Here is a 26,681-nt window from a genome sequence, read left to right as displayed (position 1 = left end):
GCCTATTCCCCCTTGGCCAGATGGCGCACGCTGGCGATGAACCAGACCTGCGCGCCGCAGCAGACGACCAGGGCGGCGGCGGCGGTGAACCGCGCCCAGCCCTGACCGAATTCAAAATAGATGACGAAGCTCGCCAGGGCCGCCAGCAGGAAGGTCCCGCTGAGGGCCATCATCAGGTTGCGGCGCCGCTTCAGGCTGACGAGATCCAGGCTCATGCGCTGGCCTTTGCGGCCTTCGGCGGCTTGCCGGGCAGGTTGGGGATCTTGATCTTCTTGGCCAGCGAGCCGTCGTAGAGCTTGGGATCGGTCAGCGTCAGTGGCCCGCCGTCCGGCGCCGCGCCCTGCCGCTTGATCGCCGACCCCGGCTTCGGCTTCTTGCCCGCCGCGAAGTCGTCGAGGATCTTCTCGAAGCTCTCCGCCGTCAGGTCCTCGTAGTAATAGTCGTTGATGGCGGCCATCGGCGCGTTGGCGCAGGCGCCCATGCATTCCACTTCCTGCCAGTAGAACTTGCCGTCGGCGCTCCGGTGGTTGGAGGGGCCGAACTTGCGCTGGCAGACGGCCAGCAGGTCTTCCGAGCCGCGGGTCTGGCAGGGCGTGGTGCCGCAGACCTGCACCAGGGCCACCTCGCCCACCGGCTCCAGCATGAACATCGTGTAGAAGGTGGCGATCTCCAGCACCCGGATCACCGGCATGCCGAGTAGCTCGGCCACCGCGCGGATGGCGGGTTCGGAGACCCAGCCCTCCTGCTTCTGCACCAGCCACAGGATCTGGATCACCGCCGACTGCTGGCGGCCGGCCGGGAAGTGGGTCATCAGCTCGCGCGCGCGCTTCAGCGTCGCCGGCGAAAAGGCGAAGCTGGCGGGCTGGACCTGGGCCAGGCGGCGGACGCTCAACGGTCGATCTCCCCGAACACGATATCCAGCGATCCCAGGATGGCGGACACGTCGGCCAGCATGTGGCCACGGCTCATCCAGTCCATCGCCTGCAGGAAGGCGAAGCTCGGCGCGCGGATCTTGCAGCGGTACGGGCGGTTCGTCCCGTCGGAGACCAGATAGACCCCGAATTCGCCCTTGGGCGCCTCGACGGCGGCATAGACTTCGCCCGGCGGCGTCCGATAACCCTCGGTGAACAGCTTGAAGTGGTGGATCAGGGATTCCATCGACCGCTTCATCTCGCCCCGCTTCGGCGCGGCGATCTTGTTGTCCGTATTGATCGCCGGGCCCGGCGTCTTCATCAGCCGCTCGCAGCACTGGGCCATGATCTTCACCGACTGGCGCATCTCTTCCATGCGGCACAGGTAGCGGTCGTAGCAGTCGCCGTGCACGCCCAGCGGCACGTCGAACTCCATGTCGTCATAGCAGGCGTAAGGCTGGCTGCGGCGCAGGTCCCAGGCGATGCCGGAGCCGCGCACCATGACCCCGGAGAAGCCCCAGGCCTGGGCCTCCTCCTTGGTCACCTTGCCGATGTCGACGTTGCGCTGCTTGAAGATGCGGTTGCCGGTGATCAGCTTTTCAATGTCGTCGAACACCCGCGGCACCTTGGTGCACCAGTAGGCGATGTCCTCGACCAATTCCGGCGGCAGATCCTGCCGCACGCCGCCGACGCGATAGTAGTTGGCGTGCATCCGCGCGCCGGAGGCCCGCTCGTAGAACCCCATCAGCTTCTCGCGCTCTTCGAAGCCCCACAGCGGAGGCGTAAGCGCGCCGACATCCATGGCCTGGGTGGTGACGTTGAGGATGTGGTTCAGGATGCGGCCGATCTCGTCGTAGAGCACCCGGATCAGCTGGCCGCGGATCGGCACCTCCACGCCCATCAGCCGCTCCAGGGCCAGCACATAGGCGTGCTCCTGGTTCATCGGGCAGACGTAGTCGAGGCGGTCGAAATAGGGGATCGTCTGCTGATAGGGCCTGGCCTCCATCAGCTTCTCGGTGCCGCGGTGCAGGAGGCCGATGTGCGGGTCGACGCGCTCGACCACCTCGCCGTCCAGCTCCAGCACCATGCGCAGCACGCCGTGCGCGGCCGGGTGCTGCGGGCCGAAGTTGATGTTGAACTTGCGGACCTTGGTCTCACCCTGGACTTCGGGGGCGAAGAAGTCGGTGTCCTCGGCGGGAGAGGCGGCGCCGGTCATGGCTTGCTCCCTGCGGCGGCGGACGGCGGGCCGGCCGCCGGGATGGCCTTCTCGTCGCCTGGGACCAGCGGCGCATAGCCGGGCTCGGCGCCTTCCCAGGGGCTGAGGAAGTCCCAATTGCGCCATTCGACCGACTTCACCGGCTCATAGACCACCCGCTTCAGCTCGTCGTCGTAGCGGACCTCGACGTAGCCGGTCATCGGGAAGTCCTTGCGCAGCGGATGGCCGTGGAAGCCGTAGTCGGTGAGGATGCGGCGCAGGTCCGGGTGGCCCTCGAAGAAGACCCCGTACATGTCGAAGGTCTCGCGCTCGTACCAGTCGGCGCTCGGGTAGACGCTGGTGACCGAAGCGACGGCGGTGTCCTCGTCGGCCTGGATCTTCACCCGGCAGCGCAGGTTCCTGGTCATCGAAAGCAGGTGGTAGACCACGTCGAAGCGCCGCTCGCGCTCCGGATAGTCGGCGCCGCAGATGTCGATCAGGATCGAGAACCGGAAGTCCGGATGGTCGCGTAGGTTGGTCAGCGCCTCGACGATCCGGTTCGGCTGGGCGGTCAGGTTGACCTCGCCGTACATCACCTCATAGCCGGTGATCGCGCCGGCGGCGTTCGCGACGATCTCCTGGCCGAGCTTCTCCAGCATCGGGAGCGGTTGTGGCCAGCTCATCGCATGATCGTCCCGGTGCGGCGGATCTTCTTCTGCAGCTGCAGCACGCCGTAGACCAGCGCCTCGGCGGTGGGCGGGCAGCCGGGCACATAGACGTCCACCGGCACGATCCGGTCGCAGCCGCGCACCGTCGAATAGCTGAAGTAGTAGTAGCCGCCGCCGTTGGCGCAGGAGCCCATGGAGATCACGTAGCGCGGCTCGGGCATCTGGTCGTAGACCTTGCGCAGCGCCGGAGCCATCTTGTTCACCAGGGTGCCGGCGACGATCATCACGTCGCTCTGCCGCGGCGAGCCGCGCGGGGCGAAGCCGTAGCGCTCCAGGTCGTAGCGCGGCATCGAGGCCTGCATCATCTCGACCGCGCAGCACGCCAGGCCGAAGGTCATCCACATCAGCGAGCCGGTGCGCGCCCAGGTGATCAGGTCGTCGACGCCGGCGGTGATGAACCCCTTGTCGGCGAGCTGCTGGGAGACGCCGTCGAAGAAGGGATCGTGGGCCTTGGGGTTGTAGCCCTCTACGGTGGTGCGGCCGCCCTCGCCGGCTGGAACGATCACTCCCATTCCAGGGCTCCCTTCTTCCACTCGTAGATGAAGCCCACCGTCAGCACGCCCAGGAAGCTCATCATCGACCAGAAGGCGAAGTGGCCCACCGTGGCCGGCAGCTTCATCAGCGCCACGGCCCAGGGGAACAGGAAGGCCACTTCCAGGTCGAAGATGATGAACAGGATCGAGACCAGGTAGAAGCGCACGTCGAACTTCATCCGCGCGTCGTCGAAGGCGTTGAAGCCGCACTCGTAGCTGGAGAGCTTCTCCGGATCGGGCGCCTTGGGCGCGAGCGTGCCGGCGAAGACGATGAAGATGATCCCCAGCGCCGCCGCGATCCCGAGGAAGATCACGATGGGCAGGTACTGGAGGAGGAACGCGTTCATGGCAGCCTTTGGGAGTCCCGTGGGCGGGAGTCGCGGGCCGTTCTAGACCACACCTCGGGCGGTTTCAAACAGGGCCTTGTTGCAACGCGGAAAGCTCACGAACCGCGGGCGTCCAGCTCACAGGAAATGCCTGTCAGATGGCCTGCGACCGCTTCTTCCGTTGACACGATTCCCCCTCGGACCTATCAGACGCCCCTCGCGTTTTTCGCGACCAAGTGCGGATGTAGCTCAGTTGGTTAGAGCGCCGGCCTGTCACGCCGGAGGTCGCGGGTTCAAGTCCCGTCATTCGCGCCATCTTCACCCCGATCCCGCCTCAAGCGCCTGACCGCGACGATGGACCCTCATGTCCGGGCGCCGACCTTTTACGGGTGGTGACGCATCATACAACCTTGAGTGTTCAATTTCTGTCGCGCAACGGCGGTAGCGTTCGGCTTCGCACGAACGCCAGGAGGCGCAGATGGATGATGCAACCACCGCCAACGCCCACCCGTCGGGACATCACCGCGTAACGGTCGCCGCCCGCCGCGGCGCGTACAACAGCTACGTCCAGGATCAGCTGCGCCAGGAGCGCGCCACGTCCGAGCAGGCCCAGACCCTGCATGCCCAGGCGCCAAAACGTATCAGGGCGATGACCGACGCCCGCACCGCGGCCGGCCTGCCGGCGCAGCCTTCGAAGGACGACGATTCCACGAGCCACTATCACGTCGTGGAACGCATGCTCGACGAGCAGGCCTACTACCCGCCGCACGACAAACGCACCGAGTCACCCGCCTACGCCAAGGTGCATCATCTGATGACCGTGGTGGACGACCAGCCATGCCTGGTCTGCGGGGTCAAGCATTCGACCTTGGCGAACACGGCGCAGAACCCGTTCGGCGCGGTGCAGATGGAGACCCATCACCATTCCATCGAATGGGCGCTGGCCAACGGCATCGACGCGGCCAAGTTCAACGCCCGCATGCGCCCGGGCCTGGCGCGGCACGCGCAGGGCCGCCGCCTCGACCACCCGGAATATGGCGAGTTCGACGCGGCTTACGGCGCCGACATGACCGACGACCAGATCCACCAGTGGGTCGACCACGCCTACGACAACCTGTGGGTGCTCTGCGACGTGCATCACCGCCACAAGTTCGTCGGCATCCACGGCATCACCTACCCGATCTGGGGGCCGCAGGACGTGGTCAACTCCGACATGCTGGATCACGCCCTGGAAGAGGCGAAGAGCACCAAGTCCGACGTCTAGCCGCCGACCGCCGGACCGTAGGGCCCGAGCGCATCGGCCAGGGGCCGCAGGCGTTCGGCGTGCCGGCGCCAATGCCCGACCGATCCGCCGTGGATCGGCCGGCGCACCTGGCTGGCGCTGGCGGTCTGGACGGCGGCGCCGCGCTCGTGGAAGCGCAGCACCGCGGGATCCCAGCTCAGGCCGGCGACCTCCGTGACCAGCCGGCGGATCTGCGGCTCCGGCTCGGCGACCAGGGCCTCGTAGGAGACCTCGGCGACGCGCCCGCCCATCAGAGCGCGCCAATGGTCCATCAGACCCCGGTAGCGGACGTACTCCGCGCCGATGTCGGCCAGATCGTAGAGGGTCTCGTTGCCGCTGGCGAACAGCTGGCGCCAGCAGGCGAAGCCGGTGTCCATGGGATCGCGCACGGCGTTGAGGATGAGCGCGTTCGGGAACAGGGCGGCGATCAGGCCGGCGTGCAGGTAGTTCTCCAGGGTCTTGTCGACGAACCGCGACCGGCCGTCCCAGCCATGCTGGCGCATGGCGTCGAGGTAGGCCTTGGCCAGCGTCCGGAAGCCGGCGGCGGTGTCGGGATAGCCGCGCTCCGCCAGCCTCGGCAGGACGCCGGTCTCGCCCAGGCCCTGGACCTGTGGATGGCTGGCCAGGATCTGCTCGATCAGGGTCGAGCCGGTGCGCGGCAGGCCGATGACGAAGATCGGCGCGGCGGTCTTGTCGCCCTGCCCCGCTCGCGCAGCCAGGACCTGCGGGGTCACGGCCGCCGTCACGTAGCGGGCGGCCGCGGCATTGGCGGCGGCGGCGGCGGCCACATCGAGGCTCGCCCGCTTCAGCCGGTTGCCGACGTCCCAGGCGGCAAAGGCCTCGGCGTCGCGCCCGCGGTGGTCCAGCGCCTCGCCGAGTGCGAAGCAGAGGCCGATGCGGGCCTCGCCCCTAAATTCACCCGACGCCGCGCCGCCCTCCTCCGCCGCCGAGCCCATGGCGGCCACATCCTCATCGGTGATCGCGCCGGCGTCGATCAAGGCGATGCGGGTCAGCGCCGGCCAGCGCTGCGCCGGGTCCTGCGCCAGGATCCGGTTCTGTCCGATGGCCTCGCCGGGACGCCCCAGAGCGGCTAGAGCCATGGCCAGGCCGACCCGGCTCTCGCCCGCCTGTGGCCGCAGGTCCGCGGCCTGGCCATAGGCCTCCGCTGCGCCCGCCCAGTCGCCGAGCGCCTGACAGACCGCGCCGAGATTGTGCTGCGCCTCCGCCAGGTCCGGCGCGAGGGCCACGACGGCCTCGAGCCGCTCGCGGGCGCGGGCGGGCCGACCCTGGCGGATGTCGATGACCGAGAGGGAATAGGCCGCCCGGACGTCGCCCGGCGCCTGGCGCTCGAGCCGGCGGTAGACCTGGGCCGCGGCCTCCAGCCGGCCGGCCCGGAAGTGGGCGGCGGCCTCGTCGAGGGCGCGCAAAAAAGCGGCCGGATCCGCGGGCTCCAGCGACGTTACCCGCCGCGCTCGCCGCAAACCCGGCCGTGGGGAGGACTTCATGGGCGGGCGGTCCGGAAGGTCACGCGGTCATGCTACCGAGCGCTCTCCCGCATCGCCAGCCCGCGAGGGACGCGTCCGTGACCGGACACGCCCCCGCCTGGGTTACTGGAAGCGGTATTGGAACTGGATGCCGTAGGTGCGAGGCGGCGCGAGGCCGATGTTCTCGCCGATGGTCTCGGCCTGGCCCAGCCCGGTGATGGTGTTCAGCAAGCTGCCGTACTGGCGATCGTAGGCCGTCGTGTCGAAGGCGTTGTTGACGAAGGCGATCACCGTGTAGCGGTTCTTGATGTCGTTCCAGGTCAGCCGGAAGTCGGCTTCGCCATAGGACGGCGCCAGCGCGTAGGGCCTGTTGAACACGCTGCCGTAGGTCGAGTCCTTCCAGATGTAGGTCGCCGACAGGGTCAGCTTCCCGGGATCGAACTCCCAGGTATAGAGGCCATCCACCGAGATCTTGTTCGGCGGCGCTTCCGGCAGCTGGTTGCCCTTCAGGTTCTGGGTCGCGGGCGTGAAGACGCCGCCGTTGTTGTTGGCGGCGATACAGCCGGACGTGTTCGCCCCGGGCTGGGCGCCCAGCGGATCGACGACGTCCTCGAAGCAGCCGCCGGGATTCTCCACCGTCGCGTCCAGGTGCGAGTACTGCAGGTTGATCGTCAGCGGGTCGATCGGATGCCAGGTGCCTTCCAGCTCGATGCCGCTGATGTGCACATCGTTCAGGTTGAACAGCTGGGAGGCGATCAGGCCCTGGGCGTTCTGCACCGACAGCGGGATCTGGTCGTTCTGGTAGTCCTCGTAGAAGATCGCGACGTTCGCCTGAATGGTGCGGTTGAACGTCTTCTTGGCGCCGATCTCGAAGGAATCGACGAACTCGGACTTGGTCTCCGGGTTGGGCGCGATCGTGAAGGTGCTGAAACCGCCGGCCTTGTAGCCGCGGGCATAGCGGCCATAGACCAGGGTGTCGTGGTCCGGCGTCCAGTCGAGATCGAAGTCCCCGGTCCAGGCGCCCCAGGTCTTCTTCAACTGGCGGCTATAGAAGCCGGTGGCCGGGTTGAGAACGGCGAGCCCGGCGCCATCGTATTTCGTGGTCGTGGTCGCCCCGACGGCGACGGAGGTGAAGTCCAGAGCCGGCGTGTTGGCGCCGAAGCCCGACGGCTCGAAGCCGGGCGTGATGCCGAACTCCTCGAACCGCCAGATCTGGTGGCCGCTCTTCTCGTCATCCGTGTACCGGATGCCGCCAGTGGCCTTCCATTCGTCGTTGAACTTGTAGGTCCCCTGATAGAAGGCCGCGTAGGAATCGTACTTCAGGAAGGTGTCGGAGGTCGACACCGCGCTCTCCGGGTTGGCGGGCGCCGGCGTGAGCGCGCCGGTCACGAAGTTCAGGTAGAACGGATTGGCCAACTGGGTCTGGTTGGGCTGCACGCCGGCCGACACCGGCTGCTCGTAGTTCTCATGATACCAGTAGAGGCCGCCGATCCACTGGAACGCGCCGTTGCCCTTCGAGGTGATGTCGATCTCGTGGCTGAAGAACTCGTCCTTCTCGACGAAGTTCGTGAGGCTCGGTCCAGGGTTGATCGACAGCGGCGAGAAGCAATTCGCCGGGTTCTGGCCAGCGCCGGAGGCGTCGAACAGGCAGAGCCCGGCGCCCGCCGTGGTCGTCGGCCCGGCCAGCTGGTAGGACGACAGCCCCGCATCCGCCGGCCCCACGAAGTTCAGCACGTAGTCGAACTTCTGGTACCCGCCGAGATAGGTCAGGTCGAAGTTGTCGGCGTGATAGGTGACGTTGGTGGCGACCGCGATGTCGGACTTCAGCTTGTTCGTGGAGTCACCTGACTGCAGGTACGTCCGCGGATTCTGGTTGGACGGATCGAGGCCGGGGAAGTTCGCGCCCGTCACCGTGCCGCGCGGCTGCAGGCCAACGACCGTCTGGCCGCCGGCGCAGCCCGCGTTACCCGCCGCGACGGTGGGGATGCCGCAAAGACCATAGAAGCTGTTCGGCGTGAACCCGCCGTTGGCCACATAGCTGATCGGGATGTTGCCCTGGATCGCCGTCGGCAGGAGGTAGTTCGTGTAGAACTGGCCGCTGGAGACCATGGCCCAGGCGTCGATGTGATCGCCGAGGTTGGCGTCGAGCTGCCCCTCCAGGTACTGCGACTGGCCGCTGCCGGCCTGGGCGACGTCGCCGCCGACATGCTGGCCAGTGGCCAGGTTGGTCGAATAGCCGCCGGACTCGGTCGTGTAGTTGCCGCCTAGGCGGAAGCGCAGCCAGTCGTTGATCGGGCCCGAGACGACCGCCTCGCCGAACACCTTGCCGAAGTTCTCCACCCCGACGCGGCCTTCCGCATAGAAGTCCTTGGTGGGCTTCTTGGAGATGTAGTCGATGGTGCCGCCGTCGGAGTTGGCGCCGTGCAGGGTGTTCTGCGGCCCGCGGTCAACCTCGATGGTGTCGATGAACAGGTCGGAGTGCTGCAGGATCGTGTTGGCGTTCGCCCCGTCGTAGATGCCGTTGTAGTAGGTGGCCACGGCGGAGGCGACGGCCAGGTTGTCGGTGTTACGGCCAACGCCGCGCAGATAGGGCCGGTTGTCGATCGAGCTGTAGTGCAGGCCCGGCGTGAAATTCGTCAGGTCCTGGACGGACTGGATCCCCAGCAGTGAGCGTTGCTCGGCGCTGAAGGCGGTGATGGCCACCGGCACGTCCTGCAGCCGCTGCTCCCGCTTCTCGGCGGTGACGATCAGTTCCGAAATGGTGCTTCCGGCGTCCGCGCTGGCCGTTCCGCTCGCCGGCGGAGCCGCTGCGGCGTCCGCCGCCTGGGCCTGAAATGCGGCCAAGCTCAGCGCCACAGCCATAGCTGTGCCGCCGTAGAGATATCTACGATCGCTCACTCCAGTATCCTCCCTTTGGCGTTCCGGCTCAGCTCTGAGGCCAAGTCCTGATGGAACAGTAGGCAATGGCGCCTAAAGGGAAGGTAGGCGCCTAAGCTGAGGCTTGGCAAGAACGGTGTTTCTCAGTGGAAACCTTTCTTGTCGTCCCCGTGTCACAAAGGCCCCAGCCCGAGCGCCACGGGCGGCGTTTCACATCGCAGGTCCGCCATTTTGTGACGGCTGGACGTCACTTTGGGACGGACACGGACCCCAGAGACTCGTCGAACAGGTCGAGCATGGCGGCCCAGGATCGGCGGTCCGTCTCGGCGTGGTAGCCGAAGCCCGGCATGCCCAGCGCACCGGAATTCGGGTTGGTGAAGCTGTGGCCCGCGCCGCCGTAAAGGTTCATTTGCCAGTCGACGCCGCCCTCGGTCATCTCGCGCTCGAAGGCCAGGCGCTGCTCGGCCGGAATGATCGGATCGAGCGCGCCGATGCAAGTCAGGACCTTGGCCTTGATCTGCGCCGCGTCCTGCGGCCGGGCCGTGGCGAGGCCGGAGTGGAAGCCCACGACCGCCTTCAGGTCCGCGCCGCTGCGCGCTAGCTCCAGCACGGTCGTGCCGCCGAAGCAGTAGCCGATGGCGGCCAGACGGCTGGGGTCGCATTGCGGCTGGCGCGCCAGCACCGCCAGGGCCTCGGCGGCCCGGGCGCGGATCGCCGAGGGCTCGGCCATGAAGGCCTCGATCTTCGGCATGATCGCATTGCGGTCGGTGAGCGGCTTTCCATCGCCGTAGTAGTCCATGGCGAAGGCCACATAGCCGGCCTCGGCCAGGCGGCGCGCGATGGTCTTGGTCAGGTCGACCAGGCCGCCGCCCTCGGGCGCCACCAGCACGCCGGGCCGCCGGCTGGCGCCCTCGTCGCCGGCGAACAGGGTCCCGACCAGGCGCGCGCCGTCGGCATGGTACTCGATGTCCTCGGTCTTCATGGAGCGGCTCCGGTCAGGCGACGGATTCGGGCTGGCGGGTCAGCACGAAGTCGTCCGGGTCAGGCGCGAGCGTCGCGCGCCAATAGTCGATCAGGCCGAAGGGCCAGTTTTGGCTCACCCGGCCGAACTGGTTCTTGTACCAGCTCGACACGCCCTCCGAGCCCCAGGCCCAGCCCTTGTTGGCCGCGTCGACCCGGACGTTGAAGTCATCGTGCACGCCGCGCTTCACCTCGACCGCCCGCGCGCCCGTCTCGGCCAGCAGCTTCAGGCAGCCCACGATGTAGCGGACCGAGCATTCCGAGAAGAAGATGATCGAGCCGTTCACCACGATGTTGGTGTTGGGCCCGTAAATCATGAAGAAGTTCGGGAAACCCGGGACCGTCATGCCCAGATAGGCCCGCGCGTCGCCTGCCCAGACGTCGTGCAGCTCTCGGCCGCCGCGTCCGGTGACCTTCAGTCCGGACAGGAAGTTCGAGGCGGTGAAGCCGGTGCCGTAGATCAGGACGTCGGCGGGATGTTCGACCCCGTCGGCGGTGACCACGCCCTTGGGCGCGATGCGGGCGACAGGCTCGGTCACTAGGTCGACGTTGGGCCGCTTCAGGGCGCCCAGCCAGACGCCGTTGTCCAGCACCGCCCTTTTGCCGCCTACGGGATAGGTCGGCACCACATGAGGCAGCAGGTCGGGGCGATCCTCCACCTGCGCCGCCAGCGCCGCGGCGGCCATTTCGCGCAAGCCCAGGTTCATCGCCCCAACGGCCGTGGACGGGCCGTTCCAGCCCTCGTCGGCCTTGACCATCGGCAGGAAGCCCTCGGTGGTCATCCAGAACAACCAGAAGCGGTACCACTTGTCGTAGAACGGCACGTGCTCCAGCAGCCACGGCATGCCGGGCGGCACATCCTCGTGGTAGTGCGGCACGGGCAGGCCCCAGGGCGGGGTGCGTTGGAAGACGGTCAGGCGCTCGGTCTTCGGCGCGATCTCCGGCACGAACTGATACGCCGAGGCGCCGGTGCCGATCACCGCCACGCGCTTGCCGGAGAGCTCCGCGTCGTGGCGCCACTGGGCGGAGTGGAAGGCCGGGCCCTCGAAGCTGTCGGCGCCATCGATCGCCGGGATACGCGGCTTGTTGAGCTGGCCCACGGCGGTGATGACGGCGTTGGCCTCCAGGGTCTCGGCGCGGCCGTCCTGGCCGCGCAGTTGCGCCCGCCAGACCGCCCGCCCCTCGTCCCAGGTCAGGCTCTCGACCGTCGTCTCGAACCGGATGTGCTTCCTGAGCTCATACTTCGCGGCGATCCCGCGGAAGTACTTCAGCAGCTCCGGCTGTGGCGAGAAGTGCTGCGGCCAATCGTGGTTCGGCTCGAAGGAGTAGCTGTACATGTGGTTGGAGTTGTCCACCCGGCAACCCGGATAGGTGTTCACCAGCCAGGTCCCGCCCACGTCGGGGTTGGACTCCACGATCTCGAAGCCGACGCCGGCCTGCGACAACCGGATGCCGGCCAGAAGCCCCGACATGCCGGCGCCGATGACGAGGACGTTCAGCTTGCGCGCGGCGTCCTTAAGGCGCGGCTGCTCGAATTGCGGGTCCTTGCTGGAGCGGCCGGAGATGGCGAGCTCGTCCAGCAGGAAGTCGGCATAGGTCTCCGGGATCGGCGCGCCGGCCACGAAGTCCATCATCTTGCGCAGGGTCGGCGCGTCGGGGGTCGGCGCCTGGATTGGCGCGCCGGCCAGATAGGCCTGGATGGCGGCCTTGGCCTGGCGGCGGATGTCGTCCTGCGTCTCCAGCGGCAGGCCCGTGTCGCCGCGCGACAGGGGCTGATAGACCGGCGTCCACTCCGGCTTCAGCCAGCCCGCGTCGCCCGTGAGATGGACCAAGGCCGCCAGCAGGGCCGGCAGGTGGGCGGTCTCCAGGCCCCGGTCGAGCGCGCTCAGGTCATCGGACATGGTCGTTTCCCGCCAGGTTATCGTTGATCAGCACCATGACTCCGGCCGCGGGCGGCTGTCATCCGGAAAGGCCGGCCCCGCTTCAGCGCGCCTGGGCGGCGCGGATCTGGGCCAGGGTCTCCACAGGCAGGCTGAGCTCCGAGGCGGCGAGGTTCTCCGTCAGGTGTCCCATCCGGGTGGTGCCCATCACCGCGCAGGCGACGTCGCGGTTGGCGAGCACATAGGCCAAGGCCGCCTGAGCGCCGGTCATCCCCGGCAGCCGGTTCAGGAAGCCGAAGCGCGCGCCGGACGTCACCTCGCGCCGGTGCCGCAGCAGGCCGCGCGCGGCGTACCAGAGGTCCTGCGGCCCGCGCAGCCGGGTCACCTGCCCGCCGGTGTGCCCCATGGCCAGCGGCATGCCGGCCAGCACGCCCTTGGCCGCCGCCGCGGCCCGGGCGATCAGCGGCTCGCGCTCGGGCCGCAGGACGTTGTAGTCGACCATCACCACGTCGATCGTGGGCAGGCCGAGGGCGTATCCGATCACCGCCGGATCGAAGCTGTTGACCCCCAGGGCCCGGACCAGCCCCCTCGCCTTCAGGCCCTCCAACGCCGCCAGCAACTCATCGGTGAGCTCGGCGATCGCCGGACCGTGCAGCTGCAGCAGCGGCAGCGCCTCCAGGCCCAGGTTCGCAAGACTGCGCTCTGCGCTGGCGACGATGGCGGCGGGCGTGAAATCGCGGCCGATCCGCCGGCCTTCGGCGAAGGTGCCGGCCTTGGTGGCCACCAGCAGGTTGGACGTGTCGCGGCCCCTCAGCGCCCGGCCCAGCCGGGGCTCGGCTTGGCCAGCGGAATAGCTGGCGCCGGTGTCGAAGACGGTGACGCCGCCGTCAAGCGCGGCATGCACCAGGGCCAGCGCCGACCGCTCAGGGAACCGGGGCTTGCCCCACCAGCTCGCCGCCCCGAAGCCGATCTCGGAGACGGTGAAGCCCGTGCGGCCGAGCGGGCGCAGGCGCACGGGCGGCGCCTTAAGGCGTCTCGCCGGCGTCGGCGGCGGCGATGGTGATGATGTCGGGGAACGCGGGCTCCCCGCGCAGCCAGCGGCCGAACAGCAGCTTGACCACGATGAAGCCGACGCAGGCCGCGCCCACAATGGTCGCGTGCATCATCCAGAAGGCGACACCGTCCATCTTGTCCAACCGCCCGCCCAGGATGCCGACCAGGTTGTTCCCCAGCCACATGTGCAGGTAGTAAACCGCCACGATGAAGCCGGTCATCGACCGCGGCGCCGCCCGCGAATAGAGGGCGAGCCCCACCGGGAAGACGTTGGCGAATCCGATGTCGTTCAGCAGGTGGAACAGCAGCAGCCAGCTGAACGCCACCTTGTGCCCGCCCGCCTCCGCCAGGCTCTGGCCTAGCGCCAGGCAGGCCGCGCCGGCCGCGGAAAAGGCGCAGCCGATGGCGATCTTGCCGAGTTCGTCGGGCTCCGGCAGGCGCTTCGCCCAGACCCGCCAGAACCAGACCATCAGCGCCATGGTCACCACAGAGACGAAGGAATCCACCGACAGGAGCTGGCTGGACAGTATGGACAGGCCGAAGACATGGAGGTCGGCGTTGCTGTCCGCCCACAGCGGGTAGACGTTCTGGATCTGGTTGTTGGCGACCACGGAAAGGGCCAACACCGGCAACAGCGCGACCAGCAAGAGCACGACCCGCCATTCGCGCGGCGTGATCGCGACGCGCGCTCCGGCGGCGCGAGCCTTCGCGCCCACCGGCGGATCGGGCGGCAACCGTCGCCGCCCGCTCAGGTAGATGACCAGGGACAGCAGCATGCCGATCCCGGCGACACCGAAGCCGTAATGCCACGCGATGCCCTGGCCGAGCGCGCCGGTGACCATCGGGCCGAAGATCACGCCGATGTTGATGGCGATCAGATAGATCTGGAAGGCGTCGGCGCGGCGTTTGTCCGTGGGGCCGTAGAGGCCGCCGACCTGCGCCGCCAGATTGCCCTTCAGGCAGCCCGCGCCCAGCACGAGGCAGGCCAGAGCCAGCAGGAAGCTCACCTCGAAGGCCATCAGGAAATGGCCGAGCGCCATCAGGCATGCGCCCAGGACCACAGTGCGCGTGCGGCCCAGCACCCGGTCGGCGAGCAGGCCGCCCAGCAGCGGGGTCAGGTAGACGGTGCTCGAATAGAAGGCCCAGATCGACGAGGCGAGGGCCACGACCGTGAGCGTGCGGCCGCCGCCATACACGCGATCGAAGAAGGCGCGCGCCACCTCGATCCCGGCGATGTGCTCCATATGCCCCGGCAGCAGGAGCTGCTTGGTCATGTAGAGCGTCAGCAGCGCCAGCATGCCGTAGTAGGAGAAGCGCTCCCAGGCCTCGGTGAAAGCCAGGTAGGCAAGGCCCTTCGGATGGCCGAAGAACCAGCGATCGTCCGTTACCTGAGGAACCGTCGACATAGAATCTCCGCGAGGCGTCCGCGAGTTAGGCACGAAAGCTGATGCGCGCGGAAGTCGTCGTGTCGCTCAAGGCGACAGGGCTTTCATTTCGCGGTCGAGGACCGCGGCGACCTCGCCCCATGCGGCCGTCGTGGGGATCACCAGGTCGAAGTGGCCGGCGTCGGGGATGGTCACCACGTCGGCGTGGTCGCCGGCCCGGCGGACCTTCTCGGCGTAGTCGAGGCCGGTGTAGGGTGGCATCACCGCGTCATAGACCCCGTGGACCATCACCACCTTGGCGCCCGTCGGCAGGAGCTCGGCCGGCGAGGTGTCGGCGAAGGGCTGATTGCGGTGGGCCGTGTCGACCAGGCGGTCGATGGTGTCGTCGCCGCATGGCAGGGCGAAGGCCCGCCCCTGCCCTTGCAGGTCGCCGATCCCGGCCAGGCTGATCACCGCGCGGATCTTCACCGGGTCGGCCGTATGCAGCGGGCTCGACGCCGGCAGCCGGCCGCGAGCGGCGGCCCACAGCGCCAGGTGCCCACCCGCCGAATGGCCGACGGCGATGACGCGGCCCAGGTCGAGACCGTACTTCGGCGCCTCGGCTCGCAAGCGGTCGATGCCCGTCGCCACGTCCTGGAAGGTGCCCGGATAGCCCGCCCCGGCCTCGCCCAGCTTGCGGTACTCCAGGTTCCAGACCGCGTATCCCCGCGCGGCCAGGTCGGCGGCGATGGCGCTCACCTGGGCGAAACCCTCGTATTCCTTCAGGAAGCAGCCGCCGTGCAGCAGAACCACCACCGGATGCGGGGAGAGCTTGCTCTTCGGCAGGTAGAGCTCGGCGACCTGCGCCGGCGCGGGGCCATAGCGGACCTCGGCGTCCGGCCGATGGCGCGGCTGGCTCTGGTAGGCGGAGATCGGCGCGGGTCCGGCAAAGGCCATGGTCGTGCTCATCACCACCCCCAGAACCATCACCCAGCGGAGCATGATCGGGGGCCTTTCGGAAGATTGGTGGGCGGCGAGGGGTTCGAACCCCCGACCTCCTGGGTGTAAACCAGGCGCTCTAACCAGCTGAGCTAGCCGCCCTTGGACCTTCAGCGGCTTCTAGACCAGGCCGCCCTTCGTGCGGAACCAAGAAAAGGAGGGGCGCGGAACCACGAAAAAGGCGGCCGCCCGTGGGACAGCCGCCGTTTCAGGGCATTGCGACGCTCAGCTGTTCAGGACGTCCTTCAGCGCATCGCCGACGCGGAAGCGGCAGGTCGCTTGGGCCTTGCGCTTCACGGTTTCCCCCGTGCGCGGATTGCGCGCGGTCCCCGCCGGCCGCTTGATCGGCACGAAGCTGCCGAATCCCACCAGACGCACTTCCTTGCCCGCCTTGAGCGACGTCGACACCGACGAGATGAAGGCGTCCAGGGCCACCTTGGCCTGCGCCTTGTTCAAGCCCGCCTTGTCCGCCATCTCCGCGACGAGTTCGGCCTTGGTCATGTCGTTCTCCCACCCTGTTCTTGTTATCGGCGGAAGCCCCCCCAGCCAGGCCCCCACCTGGCCGAATCAAGGCATGTCCAAGCGTAGCCGTCAAACGACAGCGGCGCGGGAATCGCTCCCGCGCCGCCCGATGACATAAGATGTGATCGGTTCCTAGTGTGTCAGGACTGTTTCAACATCAGCGTCGTCTGCAACAGAGACCGGCGGCGCGTCAGCCTCGGACCACTCGATCGCCACCGGCTGGCGGGTCAGCGCGTGGCTGAGCACCTCGTCCATCGTCGAGACCGGGATGATCTTCATGCCGACCTTCACGTTTTCCGGGATGTCGGCCAGGTCCTTCTCGTTCTCCGTCGGGATCAGCACGGTCTTGACGCCGGAGCGCAGGGCCGCGAGCAGCTTCTCCTTCAGGCCGCCGATGGCGGTGACCCGGCCCCGCAGAGTGACCTCGCCGGTCATGGCGATTTCCTTCTTGATCGGGATCCCGGTCAGAACTGAGACGATGGCCGTGGCCATGGCCGCGCCGGCGGACGGGCCGTCCTTGGGCGTGGCGCCGTCCGGCACGTGGATGTGGACGTCGGTCCGCTCGAAGCTTGGCGGTTCGAGGCCGAACTTGGTGGCCCGGCTGCGCACGAACGAGTTCGCCGCCGAGATCGACTCCTTCATCACGTCCTTCAGATTGCCGGTGACCGTCATGCGGCCCTTGCCCGGCATCTTGACGGCCTCGATGGTCAGGATGTCGCCGCCGAAGTCGGTGTAGGCCAGGCCGGTGATGATCCCGACCTGATCCTCGGCGTCCATTTCGCCGTACTTGTACTTCCGAATGCCGGCGTACTTGGCCAACCGGTCCTGGTCGATGGTCACGGTGAGCAGGTTCTCACGCGCCAGGTCGCGGACCGTCTTGCGGGCCAGGTTGCCCAGTTCCCGCTCCAGCGACCGCACGCCGCTCTCGCGGGTGTAGTAGCGGATCAGGTCGCGGACCGCCTGGTCCGGCACGATGAACTCTTCCGGCTTCAGCCCGTGGTCCTTGGTCACCTTCGGCAGGATGTGCCGCTTGGCGATCTCGACCTTCTCGTCCTCGGTGTAGCCGGGGATGCGGATGATCTCCATGCGGTCCAGCAGCGGCTGAGGCATGTTCAGGCTGTTGGCCGTGGTGACGAACATCACCGGCGACAGGTCGTAGTCGACTTCCAGGTAGTGGTCGGCGAAGGTGGAGTTCTGCGCCGGGTCCAGCACCTCGAGCAGGGCCGAGGACGGGTCGCCCCGCCAGTCGGCGCCCATCTTGTCGATCTCGTCCAGCAGGAAGAAGGCGTTGGTCGACTTGGCCTTCTTCATCGACTGGATGATCTTGCCGGGCATGGAGCCGATGTAGGTCCGGCGGTGGCCGCGGATCTCGGCCTCGTCCCGCACGCCGCCCAGGGAGACGCGCACGAACTCGCGGCCGGTGGCCTTGGCGATCGAGCGGCCGAGCGAGGTCTTGCCGACCCCGGGGGGACCGACGAGGCACAGGATCGGGCCCTTCAGCGAGCCCACGCGGCTCTGCACCGCCAGGTACTCCAGGATCCGTTCCTTGACCTTCTCCAGGCCGTAGTGGTCGGCTTCCAGGATGTCCTCGGCCTTCTGCAGGTCGATGGGCTTCACCTTGGCCTTGCCCCACGGGATCGACAGCAGCCAGTCGAGGTAGTTCCGCACGACGGTGGATTCCGCCGACATCGGGCTCATGTTGCGCAGCTTCTTCAGCTCGCTGTCGGCCTTGGCGCGGGCTTCCTTGGAGAGCTTGGTCTTCTTGATGCGCTTTTCGAGCTCGAGCAGCTCGTCGCGCTGATCGTCCTGCTCGCCCAGCTCGCGCTGGATCGCCTTCATCTGCTCGTTCAGATAGTACTCGCGCTGGGTCTTCTCCATCTGCCGCTTCACGCGGTTGCGGATCTTCTTCTCGGTCTGCATGACCGAGATTTCGCCCTCCATCAGGGCGTAGACCTTCTCCAGGCGCTTGACGACGTTGAAGATTTCCAGAAGCTGCTGCTTCTCGGCGATCTTCACCGACAGGTGGGACGCGATGCGGTCGGCCAGTTCCCCGGGGTTGTCGATCTGCGGGATGGCGGCCAGCGCCTCGGGCGGCACCTTCTTGTTCAGCTTCACATAATTTTCGAACTGCTCGACGACCGCGCGGCTGAGCGCCTCGGCCTCGGCCGAGCCGGCGCCGTCTTCCGCCACATAGGCGATCTCGGCTTCATAGAACTCGCTCTCGGCGGTGAAGCGCGAGACGCCGGCGCGCGCCTTGCCCTCGACCAGCACCTTGACGGTGCCGTCGGGCAGCTTGAGCAGTTGCAGGACGGTGGCGACCACGCCGACGTCATAGATGCCGTCGGGCGCCGGATCGTCGTCGTCCTTGTCCTTCTGGGTGGCCAGCAGGATCTGCTTGCCTTCGTTCTTCATCGCCTCTTCCAACGCCCGAACGGACTTCTCGCGGCCGACGAACAGCGGCACCGGCTGGTGGGGGAAAACGACGATGTCCCGCAATGGCAGGATCGGTAGGATCTTGATCTCGGACATGATGCCTCAAACTCCTGACCGGCCGCGTTGACGTCGCAGCCCGGTCTATAGGATCGCGGTCACTCAGACGATGCGTTTGAGTCGGACGATCCGTCCGTCCCCGTAGGCGACGGCTTTCGGTGATTTATGTGGACCGTTTGGCCCACGGTTCAAGCGGAGCAATGCCTTTGCGCGACACTGGGTCCCAGCGCGATCCGCACCTCAGCTGAGCGGTGAAGTCGCGTCGGTTTGCGCAAAACTATGCCCCGACCCTTGCCATGAGATGTAGGTTTGCGGTGAAAGCGGAACAAGATGCGGCCCCGACGGGCAGCTCGCGTCAGGCCGCTAGAGCCGCCTCCACGAAGTCCATCCGGTCCTGGCCGAAGAACATCTCCTCGCCCACGAAGAAGGTCGGGGCGCCGAAGACGCCGCGCTCGACCGCCTGCTCCGTGACCGCCTTCAGCCGCGCCTTCACATCTTCGCGTTCGACCAGGGTCTTGAAGTCCTGGGCGTCCAGCCCCGCACGGCGCAGCACAGGGGCGAGCTCGGCCGGATCGCCTAGGTTCTTCGGCTCGCACCACATGGCGTCGAACACCGCGTCGCAATAGCTGAGGAAGCGGGTGTCCTCCGCCAGGCCCGCGGCGCCGCGCATCAGGTGCAGGGTGTTGATCGGGAAGAAGGGGTTCTGGTGGAACTCGGTGCCATGCCGGTCGGCCCAGCGGCGCAGGTCGGCGTTCATCCAGCGGCCCTTGGCGGGGATCGCGGCGGGCGAGGCGTTGCCGGTGGCCTTGAACACCCCGCCCAGCAGCATGGGGACATAGTCGATGCGCGCCCCGGTGCGGGACCTGAGCTCCGGCAGCCGCTTGTAGGCCAGGTAGCTGGCCGGGCTGCCGAAATCGAACAGGAACTCCACGGTCTTGGCCATTCACCAGGCCTCCATCCAGGGTCTGAGATCGAGTTCGTGGGTCCAGGCGTCGCGGGGCTGGACGTGCAACGTCCAGTAGGCCTCGGCGATGTGGTCGGGATTGAGGATGCCATCCTCGGCCTTCAGCGCGTAGCGGTCGGGGAAGTTTTCGGCGATCCAGGCGGTGTCGATGGCCCCGTCAATGATGGTGTGGGCCACGTGCACGCCCCGCGGCCCTAGTTCGCGCGCCATGCTCTGGGCCACGGCCCGCAGGCCGTGCTTGGCCGCGGCAAAGGCGGCGAAGCCCTCGCGGCCGCGTACGCTGGCGGTGGCGCCGGTGAAGAGGATGGTGCCCCGTCCGCGCGGCGTCATCCGTTTGGCGGCCTCGCGTCCGGCCAGGAAGCCGGAGAAGCAGGCCATCTCCCAGACCTTGGTGAACACCCGCGCCGTGGTCTCGGCGATCGGGAAGCGGACGTTGGCTCCGATGTTGAAGACGCAGACCTCGACCGGCGCGATCTCCGCCTCGACCTTCTCGAACAGGGCCACCATCTGGTCTTCCTGGCGGGCATCGACGCCGAAGGGGTGCGCCTCGCCGCCGGCCGCGCGGATGGCCTCCGTCAGGGTCTCCAGCTGGTCGGCATGGCGGCGGACGATGACGGCGGCCAAGCCCTCGCGGGCGAACCGCCGGGCGATGGCCCCGCCCAGGGCGTCTCCCGCGCCGATGACGATGACTGCCCGTTCCGCCATGGGCGCATTAGATGACGATGGTCATACCCTGGCAAGCAACCTGGGCGCCCTCGCGGGCAACCTAGGCGGGCTTCGCAACCCGATTTGGGGACCCGCGCACCGTCAGCGCCGCGATTCCCGCCGCCAAGGCGCAGGCGACCGCCGCGGCGATCATCGCCTCGCGGTAGCCCGCCGAGACCGAGGCCGCGTCGGCGCCGCCCACCACGAACCCCACCAGGGCCACCGCCAGCAGGCCCGCGACCCGGGCCACGGCGTTGTTGATGCCGGCGGCGGCGCCCTCGTACTCGTCCGGCACCGCAGTCAGGACGGCGTCGGTGAGTGGGGCCACGGATATCCCCATGCCCAGCGCCAGCACGGCGAGGCCCGGGAAGACGCCCGTCCAATAGCTGCGGATCGCGCTGCTCAGGGCCAGCGTCAGGAAGCCCGCGCCCACCAGCAGCGGCCCGACGATCAGCATCCGCCGCGCCCCGATCCTCGAAGCGAGCCGCCCGGCGAGCGGCGACAGCACTCCCAGTCCGATCGAGAGCGGCAGCAGGGCCGCGCCGGCCATGGACGGCGGATAACCGTGAGCACGGATCAGCTCGAACGGCAGCAGGAAGAGCGCGCCGCCCAAGGCCGCGTAGAGCGCCAGCGTCAGGGCGTTGACGCCCGAGAAGGTCGCGGACTTGAAGAGCTTCAGCGGCATCATCGGATTCTCCGCCCGCCGCTCGATGACCAGGAAGGCCGCGAGCGCCGCCACGCCCAGCCCGCCGGCGGCCAGGACCCAGACGTCCGGTCCCTGCTTCGGCGCCACGGTCAAAGCCCAGGTGATCGCCGCCAGGCCCGCGGTCACCGCCGCCGCGCCGGCGACGTCCACCGGCCCGGATCGCGCGCCCTTGCTCTCCTTGGCGTTGGCCAGCACCAGCCAGACCGCGACGGCGGCCACCGGCACGTTGATGAAGAACACCGCCCGCCAGCTGATCGCCTGGGTCAACCAGCCGCCCAGCACCGGGCCCACGGCGCTGGTCAGGCCGCTGGCCCCGGCCCAGACCCCGACCGCCTGGCCACGGCCCTTGGCGTCATAGGCCGCGCCCAACAGGGCCAGGCTGGCCGGCGTCAGCAGGGCCGCGCCGGCGCCCTGCAAGGCCCGCGCGGCGATCAGCGCCGGCAGACTGGGCGCCAGGCCGCACGCCGCCGAGGCGAAGGTGAACACCCCCACGCCCACCACGAACACCCGCTTGCGGCCGTAGCGGTCGGCCGCCGCCCCACCGGCCAGCACCAGGGCGCTGAGGAACAGCGCGTAGGCGTTCATGATCCACTGGGCCGCTTCGACCCCGCCGCCCAGCTGCTGCTGGATCACCGGCAGGGTCAGGTTGACCGCAGAGCTGTCGATGAAGGCCATGGCCGAGCCCAGCACCGTGCCCGCCAGCACCCAGGCCGCGCGCGACGGGCGGCCCTCGCCGCTCACGGCCGGGCCGGTTCGCGGCAGTTCAGCTCGATGGTCACGCCGTTCAACTCGGTGACGAACAGTTGCCGGATGCCGCCGTTCGGCGCCTCGCCGGCCTCGTAGCTCAGGCCGGCGGCGTCCAGGCGGCGCTTGGCCTCGTCATAGTCATCGATGGCGAAGGCGAAGTGGTCGAGGGCCGATCCGCGCGACGCCACGCCCGCCCGGCTCACCTCCACGAGGTGAACCACGTCCTTGTCGCCGGCGTAGAGCCAGGCCCCGCCGAAGGAAAAGTCCGGCCGCCAGCCGACGGTCAAGCCCAGGACCTCGGTGAAGAAGGCCCGCGTCCGCGCAAGCTCCATCGTGCGGATGTTGATGTGGTCGAGGTCGAGGATCGCCATGGCCGATTTCGCGCACGAAAAAGCCCCGCCGTCACCAGCGGGGCCTTCGTTGTCTGTCCGGCGTAGTGGCTAGGCCGCGCCGCCCTTGTCGCGGCGTTCGGCGTAGATGATCAGCGGCTGGGCGCGGCCTTCCACGACCTCGGCGTTGACCACCACCTCTTCGACCCCGTCGTAGGTGGGCAGCTCGTACATGGTGTCGAGCAGGATGGCCTCCAGGATCGAGCGCAGGCCCCGCGCGCCGGTCTTGCGCGCGATGGCCTTGCGGGCCACGGCGTTCAGGGCGTCGTCGGTGAAGGTGAGGCCGACGTTCTCCATGTCGAACAGGCGCACGTACTGCTTGACGAAGGCGTTCTTCGGCTCGGTGAGGATCTTCACCAGGGCCTTCTCGTCCAGGTCGTCCAGGGTGGCGATCACCGGCAGGCGGCCGACGAACTCCGGGATCAGGCCGAAGCGCAGCAGATCGTCGGGTTCCACCTGACGGAAGATCTCGCCCGTGCGGCGCTCGTCCGGGTCGGAGACCTTGGCGCCGAAGCCGATGGAGGTGCCCTGGCCGCGTGCGGAGATGATCTTCTCCAGGCCCGCGAAAGCGCCGCCGCAGATGAACAGGATGTTGGTGGTGTCGACCTGCAGGAACTCCTGCTGCGGATGCTTGCGCCCGCCCTGCGGCGGCACGGAGGCGACGGTGCCTTCCATGATCTTCAGCAACGCCTGCTGCACGCCCTCGCCCGACACGTCGCGGGTGATGGACGGGTTGTCGGACTTGCGGCTGATCTTGTCGACCTCGTCGATGTAGACGATGCCGCGCTGCGCGCGCTCGACGTTGTAGTCGGCGGACTGCAGCAGCTTCAGGATGATATTTTCGACGTCCTCGCCGACATAACCGGCTTCGGTGAGCGTCGTGGCGTCGGCGACGGTGAACGGCACGTCGATGATTCGAGCCAGAGTCTGCGCCAGCAGCGTCTTGCCGGTGCCCGTCGGGCCGATCAGCAGGATGTTGGCCTTGCCCAGCTCGACGTCGTTATTCTTCGTCGCGTGGTTCAGGCGCTTGTAGTGGTTGTGCACCGCAACCGACAGCACCTTCTTGGCGTGGTCCTGCCCGATCACGTAATCGTCGAGGACTTCGCGGATTTCCTTCGGAGTCGGGACGCCGTCCTTCGACTTAACGAAGGAGATCTTGTGTTCTTCGCGGATGATATCCATGCACAGCTCGACGCATTCATCACAGATGAACACGGTCGGGCCCGCGATAAGCTTGCGGACCTCATGCTGGCTCTTGCCGCAGAAAGAGCAATACAGTGTGCTCTTGGAGTCCCCGCTTGCGGCCTTTGTCATGGTCGGTTCTCACTCTCTAGGCGATCCGACGGCGCCTTAGCCCAGATCGCCCCGCGGACATCGCCGCACAATCAAATGCAAACTACGCGCCGCGGGTTGTCTAAGTCTTGACATTCCTCGATCCCGCCCCGGATCACAAGCCTTGGCGCGGTATCGCGACAATCGGCGGCGCATCGCCCGACTCTCGGGCACGATAACATCTTAGATGGGAAACAGGCCGAAATGGGACAAGACCAGCCCCTCACAGAGGCCGGCTCCGCCCTCGGCGAAGAACCCATCGCGCTCCGCCCGATCGTGGCCTTCGATTTCGACGGCACACTGACGGTCAAGGACAGCTTCACCGCCTTCCTGAAATGGCGCGCCGGACAGAGGCGCTATGCCGCGGGGATGATCCGGCTGATCCCGGCCGCCCTCGCCTACCTGGTCCACCGCGACCGCGGGCGGATCAAGGCCGCGGCGACGCGGGAGTTCCTGCGCGGCGTGCCGCGCGCCGTGCTGGAGGCCGACGCCCGCGCCTTCGCCGGCCAGGTCTCCCGCAGCCTGTTCCGGCCGGACGCCGTGGCCGCCTGGAAGCGCTGGCGCACCCAGCCTGTGCGGCTGGTCATCGTCACCGCCTCGCCGGACCTCGTCGTGGGGCCCTTCGCCCGAGGGCTGGGCGCCGACGCCCTCCTGGGCACCGAACTGGCCTTCGACGCGCAGGACCGGGTCACCGGCGGCTTCGCCACACCCAACTGCCGCGGCCCCGAAAAGGTCATCCGCCTGAGGGCGGCCTTCGGCGACGTGGAGATCCGCGCCGCCTACGGCGACACGGCCGGCGACAAGGAGATGCTCGCCATCGCCGGGATCCAGGGCTACCGGGTGTTCCAGGGCACGCCATGAGGGCCAACGTCACGTGAGGCACGCCCGCGACCAGGACCTGGACCGGATCGAGGACCTCTTGGTCCAGCTCCGCACCCTGCCCGGCCTCGTGGAGAAGAAGCGCGGGGTCTTCTACCGCAAGTCCCGCGCCTTCCTGCATTTCCACGAAGACCCCAGGGGAATGTTCGCCGATATCAGCGATCCGGACGAGCGCCTGGACGTCACCGAGCCATCGGGACAGGCGGCGCTGATGGCCGCCGCCCGCGCCCGGCTGGAGCCTTGAGGCCTACTCGCTCTCGCGCTTTTCCCAGACGTGGTCGACGATGCCCCAGTCTTTGGCTTCCTCGGCGCTCATGAAGTAGTCGCGGTCGAGCGTCTCCTCGACCTCCTCGACGCTCTTGCCGGTGTGCTTGGCGTAGAGTTCGTTCAGGCGCCGCTTGGTCTTGATGATGTCCTCGGCATGGCGTTCGATGTCGCTGGCCTTGCCGGAGAAGCCGCCCGAGGGCTGGTGCACCATGATCCGCGAGTTCGGCAGGGCGATCCGCTGGCCGGGCTCGCCGGCCATCAGCAGGAACGAGCCCATGGAGGCCGCCATGCCCAGGCACAGGGTGATCACCGGGCTCTTGATGTACTGCATGGTGTCGTAGATCGCGAGGCCGGAGGTCACCACGCCGCCCGGCGAGTTGATGTACATCTGGATCTCTTTCTTCGGGTTCTCGGCCTCCAGGTGGAGCAGCTGGGCGCAGATCAGCGCCGCCATGCCGTCCTCGACCGGGCCGGCCAGGAAGACGATCCGGTCCTTCAGGAGGCGGGAGAAGATGTCGTAGGCGCGCTCGCCACGGCTCGTCTGTTCGACGACCATCGGCACGAGGCCCAGCGCGGTGGTGACAGGGTCACGCATAGGGGGAAGTCCTTCTTGGAAGCTCAAGGGCAGGCCTGCCGATGGCCCGCTCAACCCCTAGGATATCGCGTGCCGCGCCCTGGGGCGCAAGGCGGCGTGAGCGCGCGGACACATTGGCCCCTTGATCCGTGCGCTGAGCCCGCCATGGTGACGGCCGTTCAGTTGCGGGGGACCTCATGCGTTTGAAGACCATCATGCTCGCCGGCGCCGCCGGCCTCCTGGCCCTGCCCGCCTTCGCGGCGCCGGCCGCCGCGCCCAAGGACGCCAAGGTCTGGGCCGCCGTCGAGGCCGCCAAGCCGGGTGAGCTGAAGCTGTTGGAGCAGGTGGTCGACATCGATTCCGGCACCGGCGATGTGGCCGGCGGGCGCAAGATCGCCGCCATCCTCTCCGAGCGGCTGAAGGCGCTGGGCTTCTCCATCGAGAGCGTGAAGGCCGAGGCTGACGGCCTGCCGGAGAACACCGTCGCCACCCTGACCGGGACCGGCAAGGGCCGCGTCCTCCTGATCGGCCACATCGACACCGTCTTCGAGCCGGGCACGGCAGCCAAGCGTCCCTTCCGCATGGACGCCGATAAGGCCTACGGCCCCGGCGTCTCCGACGAAAAGGGCGGCGTCGTGGAAGGCGTCACGGCGCTCACGATCCTGCACGATCAGGGCTTCAAGGACTTCAAGCAGATCGTCTTCCTGATCGAGACGTCGGAGGAGCGGGGCTCGCCCGGGACGCGCCAGCTGATCGACAAGCTGGTCAAGGACGCCGACGTCGAGCTGAACATGGAGCCCGGCGACACGCCCGACGTGATGACCGTCTGGCGCAAGGGTTCGGCCAGCTTCCAGATCAGCGTCGCCGGCCGCGCCGCCCACGCCGGCATCGCGCCGCAGGAAGGCCGCAACGCCGCCGAGGAGCTGATCCACCAGCTCAAGGCCGACGAGGTGTTCCCGAAGACCGGCGACGGCCTGACCGTCAACCTGACCCTGATGCAGGCCGGCACGCGCGCCAACATCATCCCCGACGTCGCCTCGGCCACCCTGAACGTGAGGGTGCGCGACAAAGCCGACCTCGAGAACGTCTTCGCGACCCTGCAGAAGAACGCGGCGACCACGCTGATCCCCGACACCAAGGTCACGGTCAGCCGCGAGCCGTCCTTCCCGCCGCTCGCGGAGAATCCCGGCACCCAGGCGCTGGCCGCCAAGGCCGAGGCGATCTACGCCGGGATCGGCAAGACCATCACCCGCGGCGGCAACGGCGGCGCCTCGGAGAGCGCGCTGGCCTACGAGTCCGGCATCCCGGCCCTCGACGGCCTGGGCCCGGCGGCGGGCGGCTTCCACTCGGCCAGCGAGTACCTGCTGCTCGATTCCGTGGCGCCGCGGCTCTATCTGCTGACCAAGCTGATCCAGGACCTCGGCCATCAGCCGCCGCCGCGCTTGAAATGAGCC

The 26,681-nt window shown here is 68.0% G+C and carries 25 protein-coding genes and 2 tRNA genes; 5 read left to right on the top strand and 22 right to left on the bottom strand.

The window, feature by feature from the left end; translation table 11 throughout:
* Positions 1–2: 2 nt before the first annotated feature.
* The 6 genes from E8A49_RS15670 to E8A49_RS15645 are packed head-to-tail and all read right to left on the bottom strand — an operon-like array spanning position 3 to position 3,714.
* Positions 3–215, bottom strand: a complete 213-nt coding sequence (locus tag E8A49_RS15670) for a hypothetical protein (RefSeq protein ID WP_293383324.1) — start codon at positions 213–215, stop codon at positions 3–5.
* On the bottom strand, positions 212–892 hold the full coding sequence (gene nuoE / locus E8A49_RS15665) for an NADH-quinone oxidoreductase subunit NuoE (protein WP_293383321.1): 681 nt from the start codon (positions 890–892) through the stop codon (positions 212–214). The genes E8A49_RS15670 and nuoE overlap by 4 nt, the downstream gene beginning before the upstream one ends.
* On the bottom strand, positions 889–2,127 hold the full coding sequence (locus E8A49_RS15660) for an NADH-quinone oxidoreductase subunit D (protein WP_293383318.1): 1,239 nt from the start codon (positions 2,125–2,127) through the stop codon (positions 889–891). Before E8A49_RS15660 ends, nuoE begins: the two co-directional genes overlap by 4 nt.
* Positions 2,124–2,789: an NADH-quinone oxidoreductase subunit C gene (locus E8A49_RS15655; protein ID WP_293383315.1), complete on the bottom strand. Its 666-nt coding sequence runs from the start codon at positions 2,787–2,789 to the stop codon at positions 2,124–2,126. Before E8A49_RS15655 ends, E8A49_RS15660 begins: the two co-directional genes overlap by 4 nt.
* The gene (locus tag E8A49_RS15650; protein WP_293383312.1) at positions 2,786–3,367 is read right to left on the bottom strand and encodes an NADH-quinone oxidoreductase subunit B family protein; all 582 of its coding nucleotides are present in this window, start codon (positions 3,365–3,367) and stop codon (positions 2,786–2,788) included. Before E8A49_RS15650 ends, E8A49_RS15655 begins: the two co-directional genes overlap by 4 nt.
* A complete protein-coding gene (locus E8A49_RS15645; protein WP_293383309.1) occupies positions 3,337–3,714 on the bottom strand; it encodes an NADH-quinone oxidoreductase subunit A in 378 nt (125 codons plus the stop codon). The genes E8A49_RS15650 and E8A49_RS15645 overlap by 31 nt, the downstream gene beginning before the upstream one ends.
* A 217-nt stretch (positions 3,715–3,931) precedes the next feature.
* Here E8A49_RS15645 and E8A49_RS15640 point away from each other — a divergent pair.
* Positions 3,932–4,008 (top strand) — tRNA-Asp (locus tag E8A49_RS15640).
* Between the two features lie 163 nt (positions 4,009–4,171).
* A complete protein-coding gene (locus E8A49_RS15635) occupies positions 4,172–4,957 on the top strand; it encodes a hypothetical protein (RefSeq protein WP_293383306.1) in 786 nt (261 codons plus the stop codon).
* Here the strand turns inward: E8A49_RS15635 and E8A49_RS15630 are convergent.
* The 15 genes from E8A49_RS15630 to clpX form a co-directional block, all read right to left on the bottom strand.
* Positions 4,954–6,402, bottom strand: a complete 1,449-nt coding sequence (locus E8A49_RS15630) for a tetratricopeptide repeat-containing sulfotransferase family protein (RefSeq protein WP_293383303.1) — start codon at positions 6,400–6,402, stop codon at positions 4,954–4,956. The genes E8A49_RS15635 and E8A49_RS15630 overlap by 4 nt on opposite strands.
* 180 nt (positions 6,403–6,582) lie before the next feature.
* Positions 6,583–9,357: a TonB-dependent receptor gene (locus E8A49_RS15625; RefSeq protein ID WP_293383300.1), complete on the bottom strand. Its 2,775-nt coding sequence runs from the start codon at positions 9,355–9,357 to the stop codon at positions 6,583–6,585.
* A gap of 226 nt (positions 9,358–9,583) precedes the next feature.
* On the bottom strand, positions 9,584–10,318 hold the full coding sequence (locus E8A49_RS15620; RefSeq protein ID WP_293383297.1) for a dienelactone hydrolase family protein: 735 nt from the start codon (positions 10,316–10,318) through the stop codon (positions 9,584–9,586).
* Positions 10,319–10,331: 13 nt separating this feature from the next.
* A complete protein-coding gene (locus E8A49_RS15615; RefSeq protein ID WP_293383294.1) occupies positions 10,332–12,257 on the bottom strand; it encodes an NAD(P)/FAD-dependent oxidoreductase in 1,926 nt (641 codons plus the stop codon).
* A gap of 82 nt (positions 12,258–12,339) precedes the next feature.
* Positions 12,340–13,251 carry an aldo/keto reductase gene (locus tag E8A49_RS15610; protein ID WP_293383291.1) on the bottom strand — a complete coding sequence of 304 codons (912 nt, stop codon included), beginning with the start codon at positions 13,249–13,251 and terminating at the stop codon, positions 12,340–12,342.
* A 10-nt stretch (positions 13,252–13,261) separates the two neighbouring features.
* A complete protein-coding gene (locus E8A49_RS15605; protein ID WP_293383288.1) occupies positions 13,262–14,695 on the bottom strand; it encodes an oligopeptide:H+ symporter in 1,434 nt (477 codons plus the stop codon).
* Positions 14,696–14,761: 66 nt separating this feature from the next.
* Entirely contained in the window at positions 14,762–15,655 is an 894-nt protein-coding gene (locus tag E8A49_RS15600) for an alpha/beta hydrolase (RefSeq protein ID WP_293383285.1), read from the bottom strand.
* Positions 15,656–15,677: 22 nt separating this feature from the next.
* A tRNA-Val gene (locus E8A49_RS15595) sits at positions 15,678–15,754 on the bottom strand.
* A gap of 123 nt (positions 15,755–15,877) precedes the next feature.
* Positions 15,878–16,153 carry an HU family DNA-binding protein gene (locus E8A49_RS15590; protein ID WP_293383282.1) on the bottom strand — a complete coding sequence of 92 codons (276 nt, stop codon included), beginning with the start codon at positions 16,151–16,153 and terminating at the stop codon, positions 15,878–15,880.
* A gap of 153 nt (positions 16,154–16,306) precedes the next feature.
* The gene (gene lon / locus E8A49_RS15585; protein ID WP_293383279.1) at positions 16,307–18,703 is read right to left on the bottom strand and encodes an endopeptidase La; all 2,397 of its coding nucleotides are present in this window, start codon (positions 18,701–18,703) and stop codon (positions 16,307–16,309) included.
* 316 nt (positions 18,704–19,019) lie between these two features.
* The gene (locus E8A49_RS15580; RefSeq protein ID WP_293383276.1) at positions 19,020–19,607 is read right to left on the bottom strand and encodes a 2-hydroxychromene-2-carboxylate isomerase; all 588 of its coding nucleotides are present in this window, start codon (positions 19,605–19,607) and stop codon (positions 19,020–19,022) included.
* A complete protein-coding gene (locus tag E8A49_RS15575) occupies positions 19,608–20,333 on the bottom strand; it encodes an SDR family oxidoreductase (protein ID WP_293383273.1) in 726 nt (241 codons plus the stop codon).
* Positions 20,334–20,394: 61 nt separating this feature from the next.
* Positions 20,395–21,780, bottom strand: a complete 1,386-nt coding sequence (locus E8A49_RS15570) for a DHA2 family efflux MFS transporter permease subunit (protein ID WP_293383270.1) — start codon at positions 21,778–21,780, stop codon at positions 20,395–20,397.
* The gene (locus tag E8A49_RS15565) at positions 21,777–22,157 is read right to left on the bottom strand and encodes a VOC family protein (RefSeq protein WP_293383267.1); all 381 of its coding nucleotides are present in this window, start codon (positions 22,155–22,157) and stop codon (positions 21,777–21,779) included. Before E8A49_RS15565 ends, E8A49_RS15570 begins: the two co-directional genes overlap by 4 nt.
* A gap of 69 nt (positions 22,158–22,226) precedes the next feature.
* Complete coding sequence (gene clpX, locus E8A49_RS15560; protein WP_293383264.1) at positions 22,227–23,489, bottom strand: ATP-dependent Clp protease ATP-binding subunit ClpX; 1,263 nt, start codon at positions 23,487–23,489, stop codon at positions 22,227–22,229.
* A 222-nt stretch (positions 23,490–23,711) separates the two neighbouring features.
* Between clpX and E8A49_RS15555 the strand changes: the two genes are divergently transcribed.
* Both E8A49_RS15555 and E8A49_RS15550 read left to right on the top strand, forming a co-directional pair.
* Positions 23,712–24,368, top strand: a complete 657-nt coding sequence (locus E8A49_RS15555) for an HAD-IB family hydrolase (protein WP_293383261.1) — start codon at positions 23,712–23,714, stop codon at positions 24,366–24,368.
* Positions 24,369–24,381: 13 nt separating this feature from the next.
* Positions 24,382–24,630, top strand: a complete 249-nt coding sequence (locus E8A49_RS15550) for a hypothetical protein (RefSeq protein WP_293383258.1) — start codon at positions 24,382–24,384, stop codon at positions 24,628–24,630.
* 3 nt (positions 24,631–24,633) lie between these two features.
* Here the strand turns inward: E8A49_RS15550 and E8A49_RS15545 are convergent, their stop codons facing one another.
* The gene (locus tag E8A49_RS15545; protein WP_293383255.1) at positions 24,634–25,248 is read right to left on the bottom strand and encodes an ATP-dependent Clp protease proteolytic subunit; all 615 of its coding nucleotides are present in this window, start codon (positions 25,246–25,248) and stop codon (positions 24,634–24,636) included.
* A gap of 176 nt (positions 25,249–25,424) precedes the next feature.
* On the opposite strand from E8A49_RS15545, the gene E8A49_RS15540 reads away from it, so the two are divergent.
* Complete coding sequence (locus E8A49_RS15540; protein WP_293383252.1) at positions 25,425–26,678, top strand: glutamate carboxypeptidase; 1,254 nt, start codon at positions 25,425–25,427, stop codon at positions 26,676–26,678.
* Positions 26,679–26,681 lie beyond the last annotated feature (3 nt).

It is taken from the genome of Phenylobacterium sp., assembly GCF_004799515.1.
Lineage (GTDB): Bacteria > Pseudomonadota > Alphaproteobacteria > Caulobacterales > Caulobacteraceae > Phenylobacterium.
Note: the sequence above shows the minus strand (reverse complement) of the source record. Positions and strands in the feature narration are given on the sequence as shown.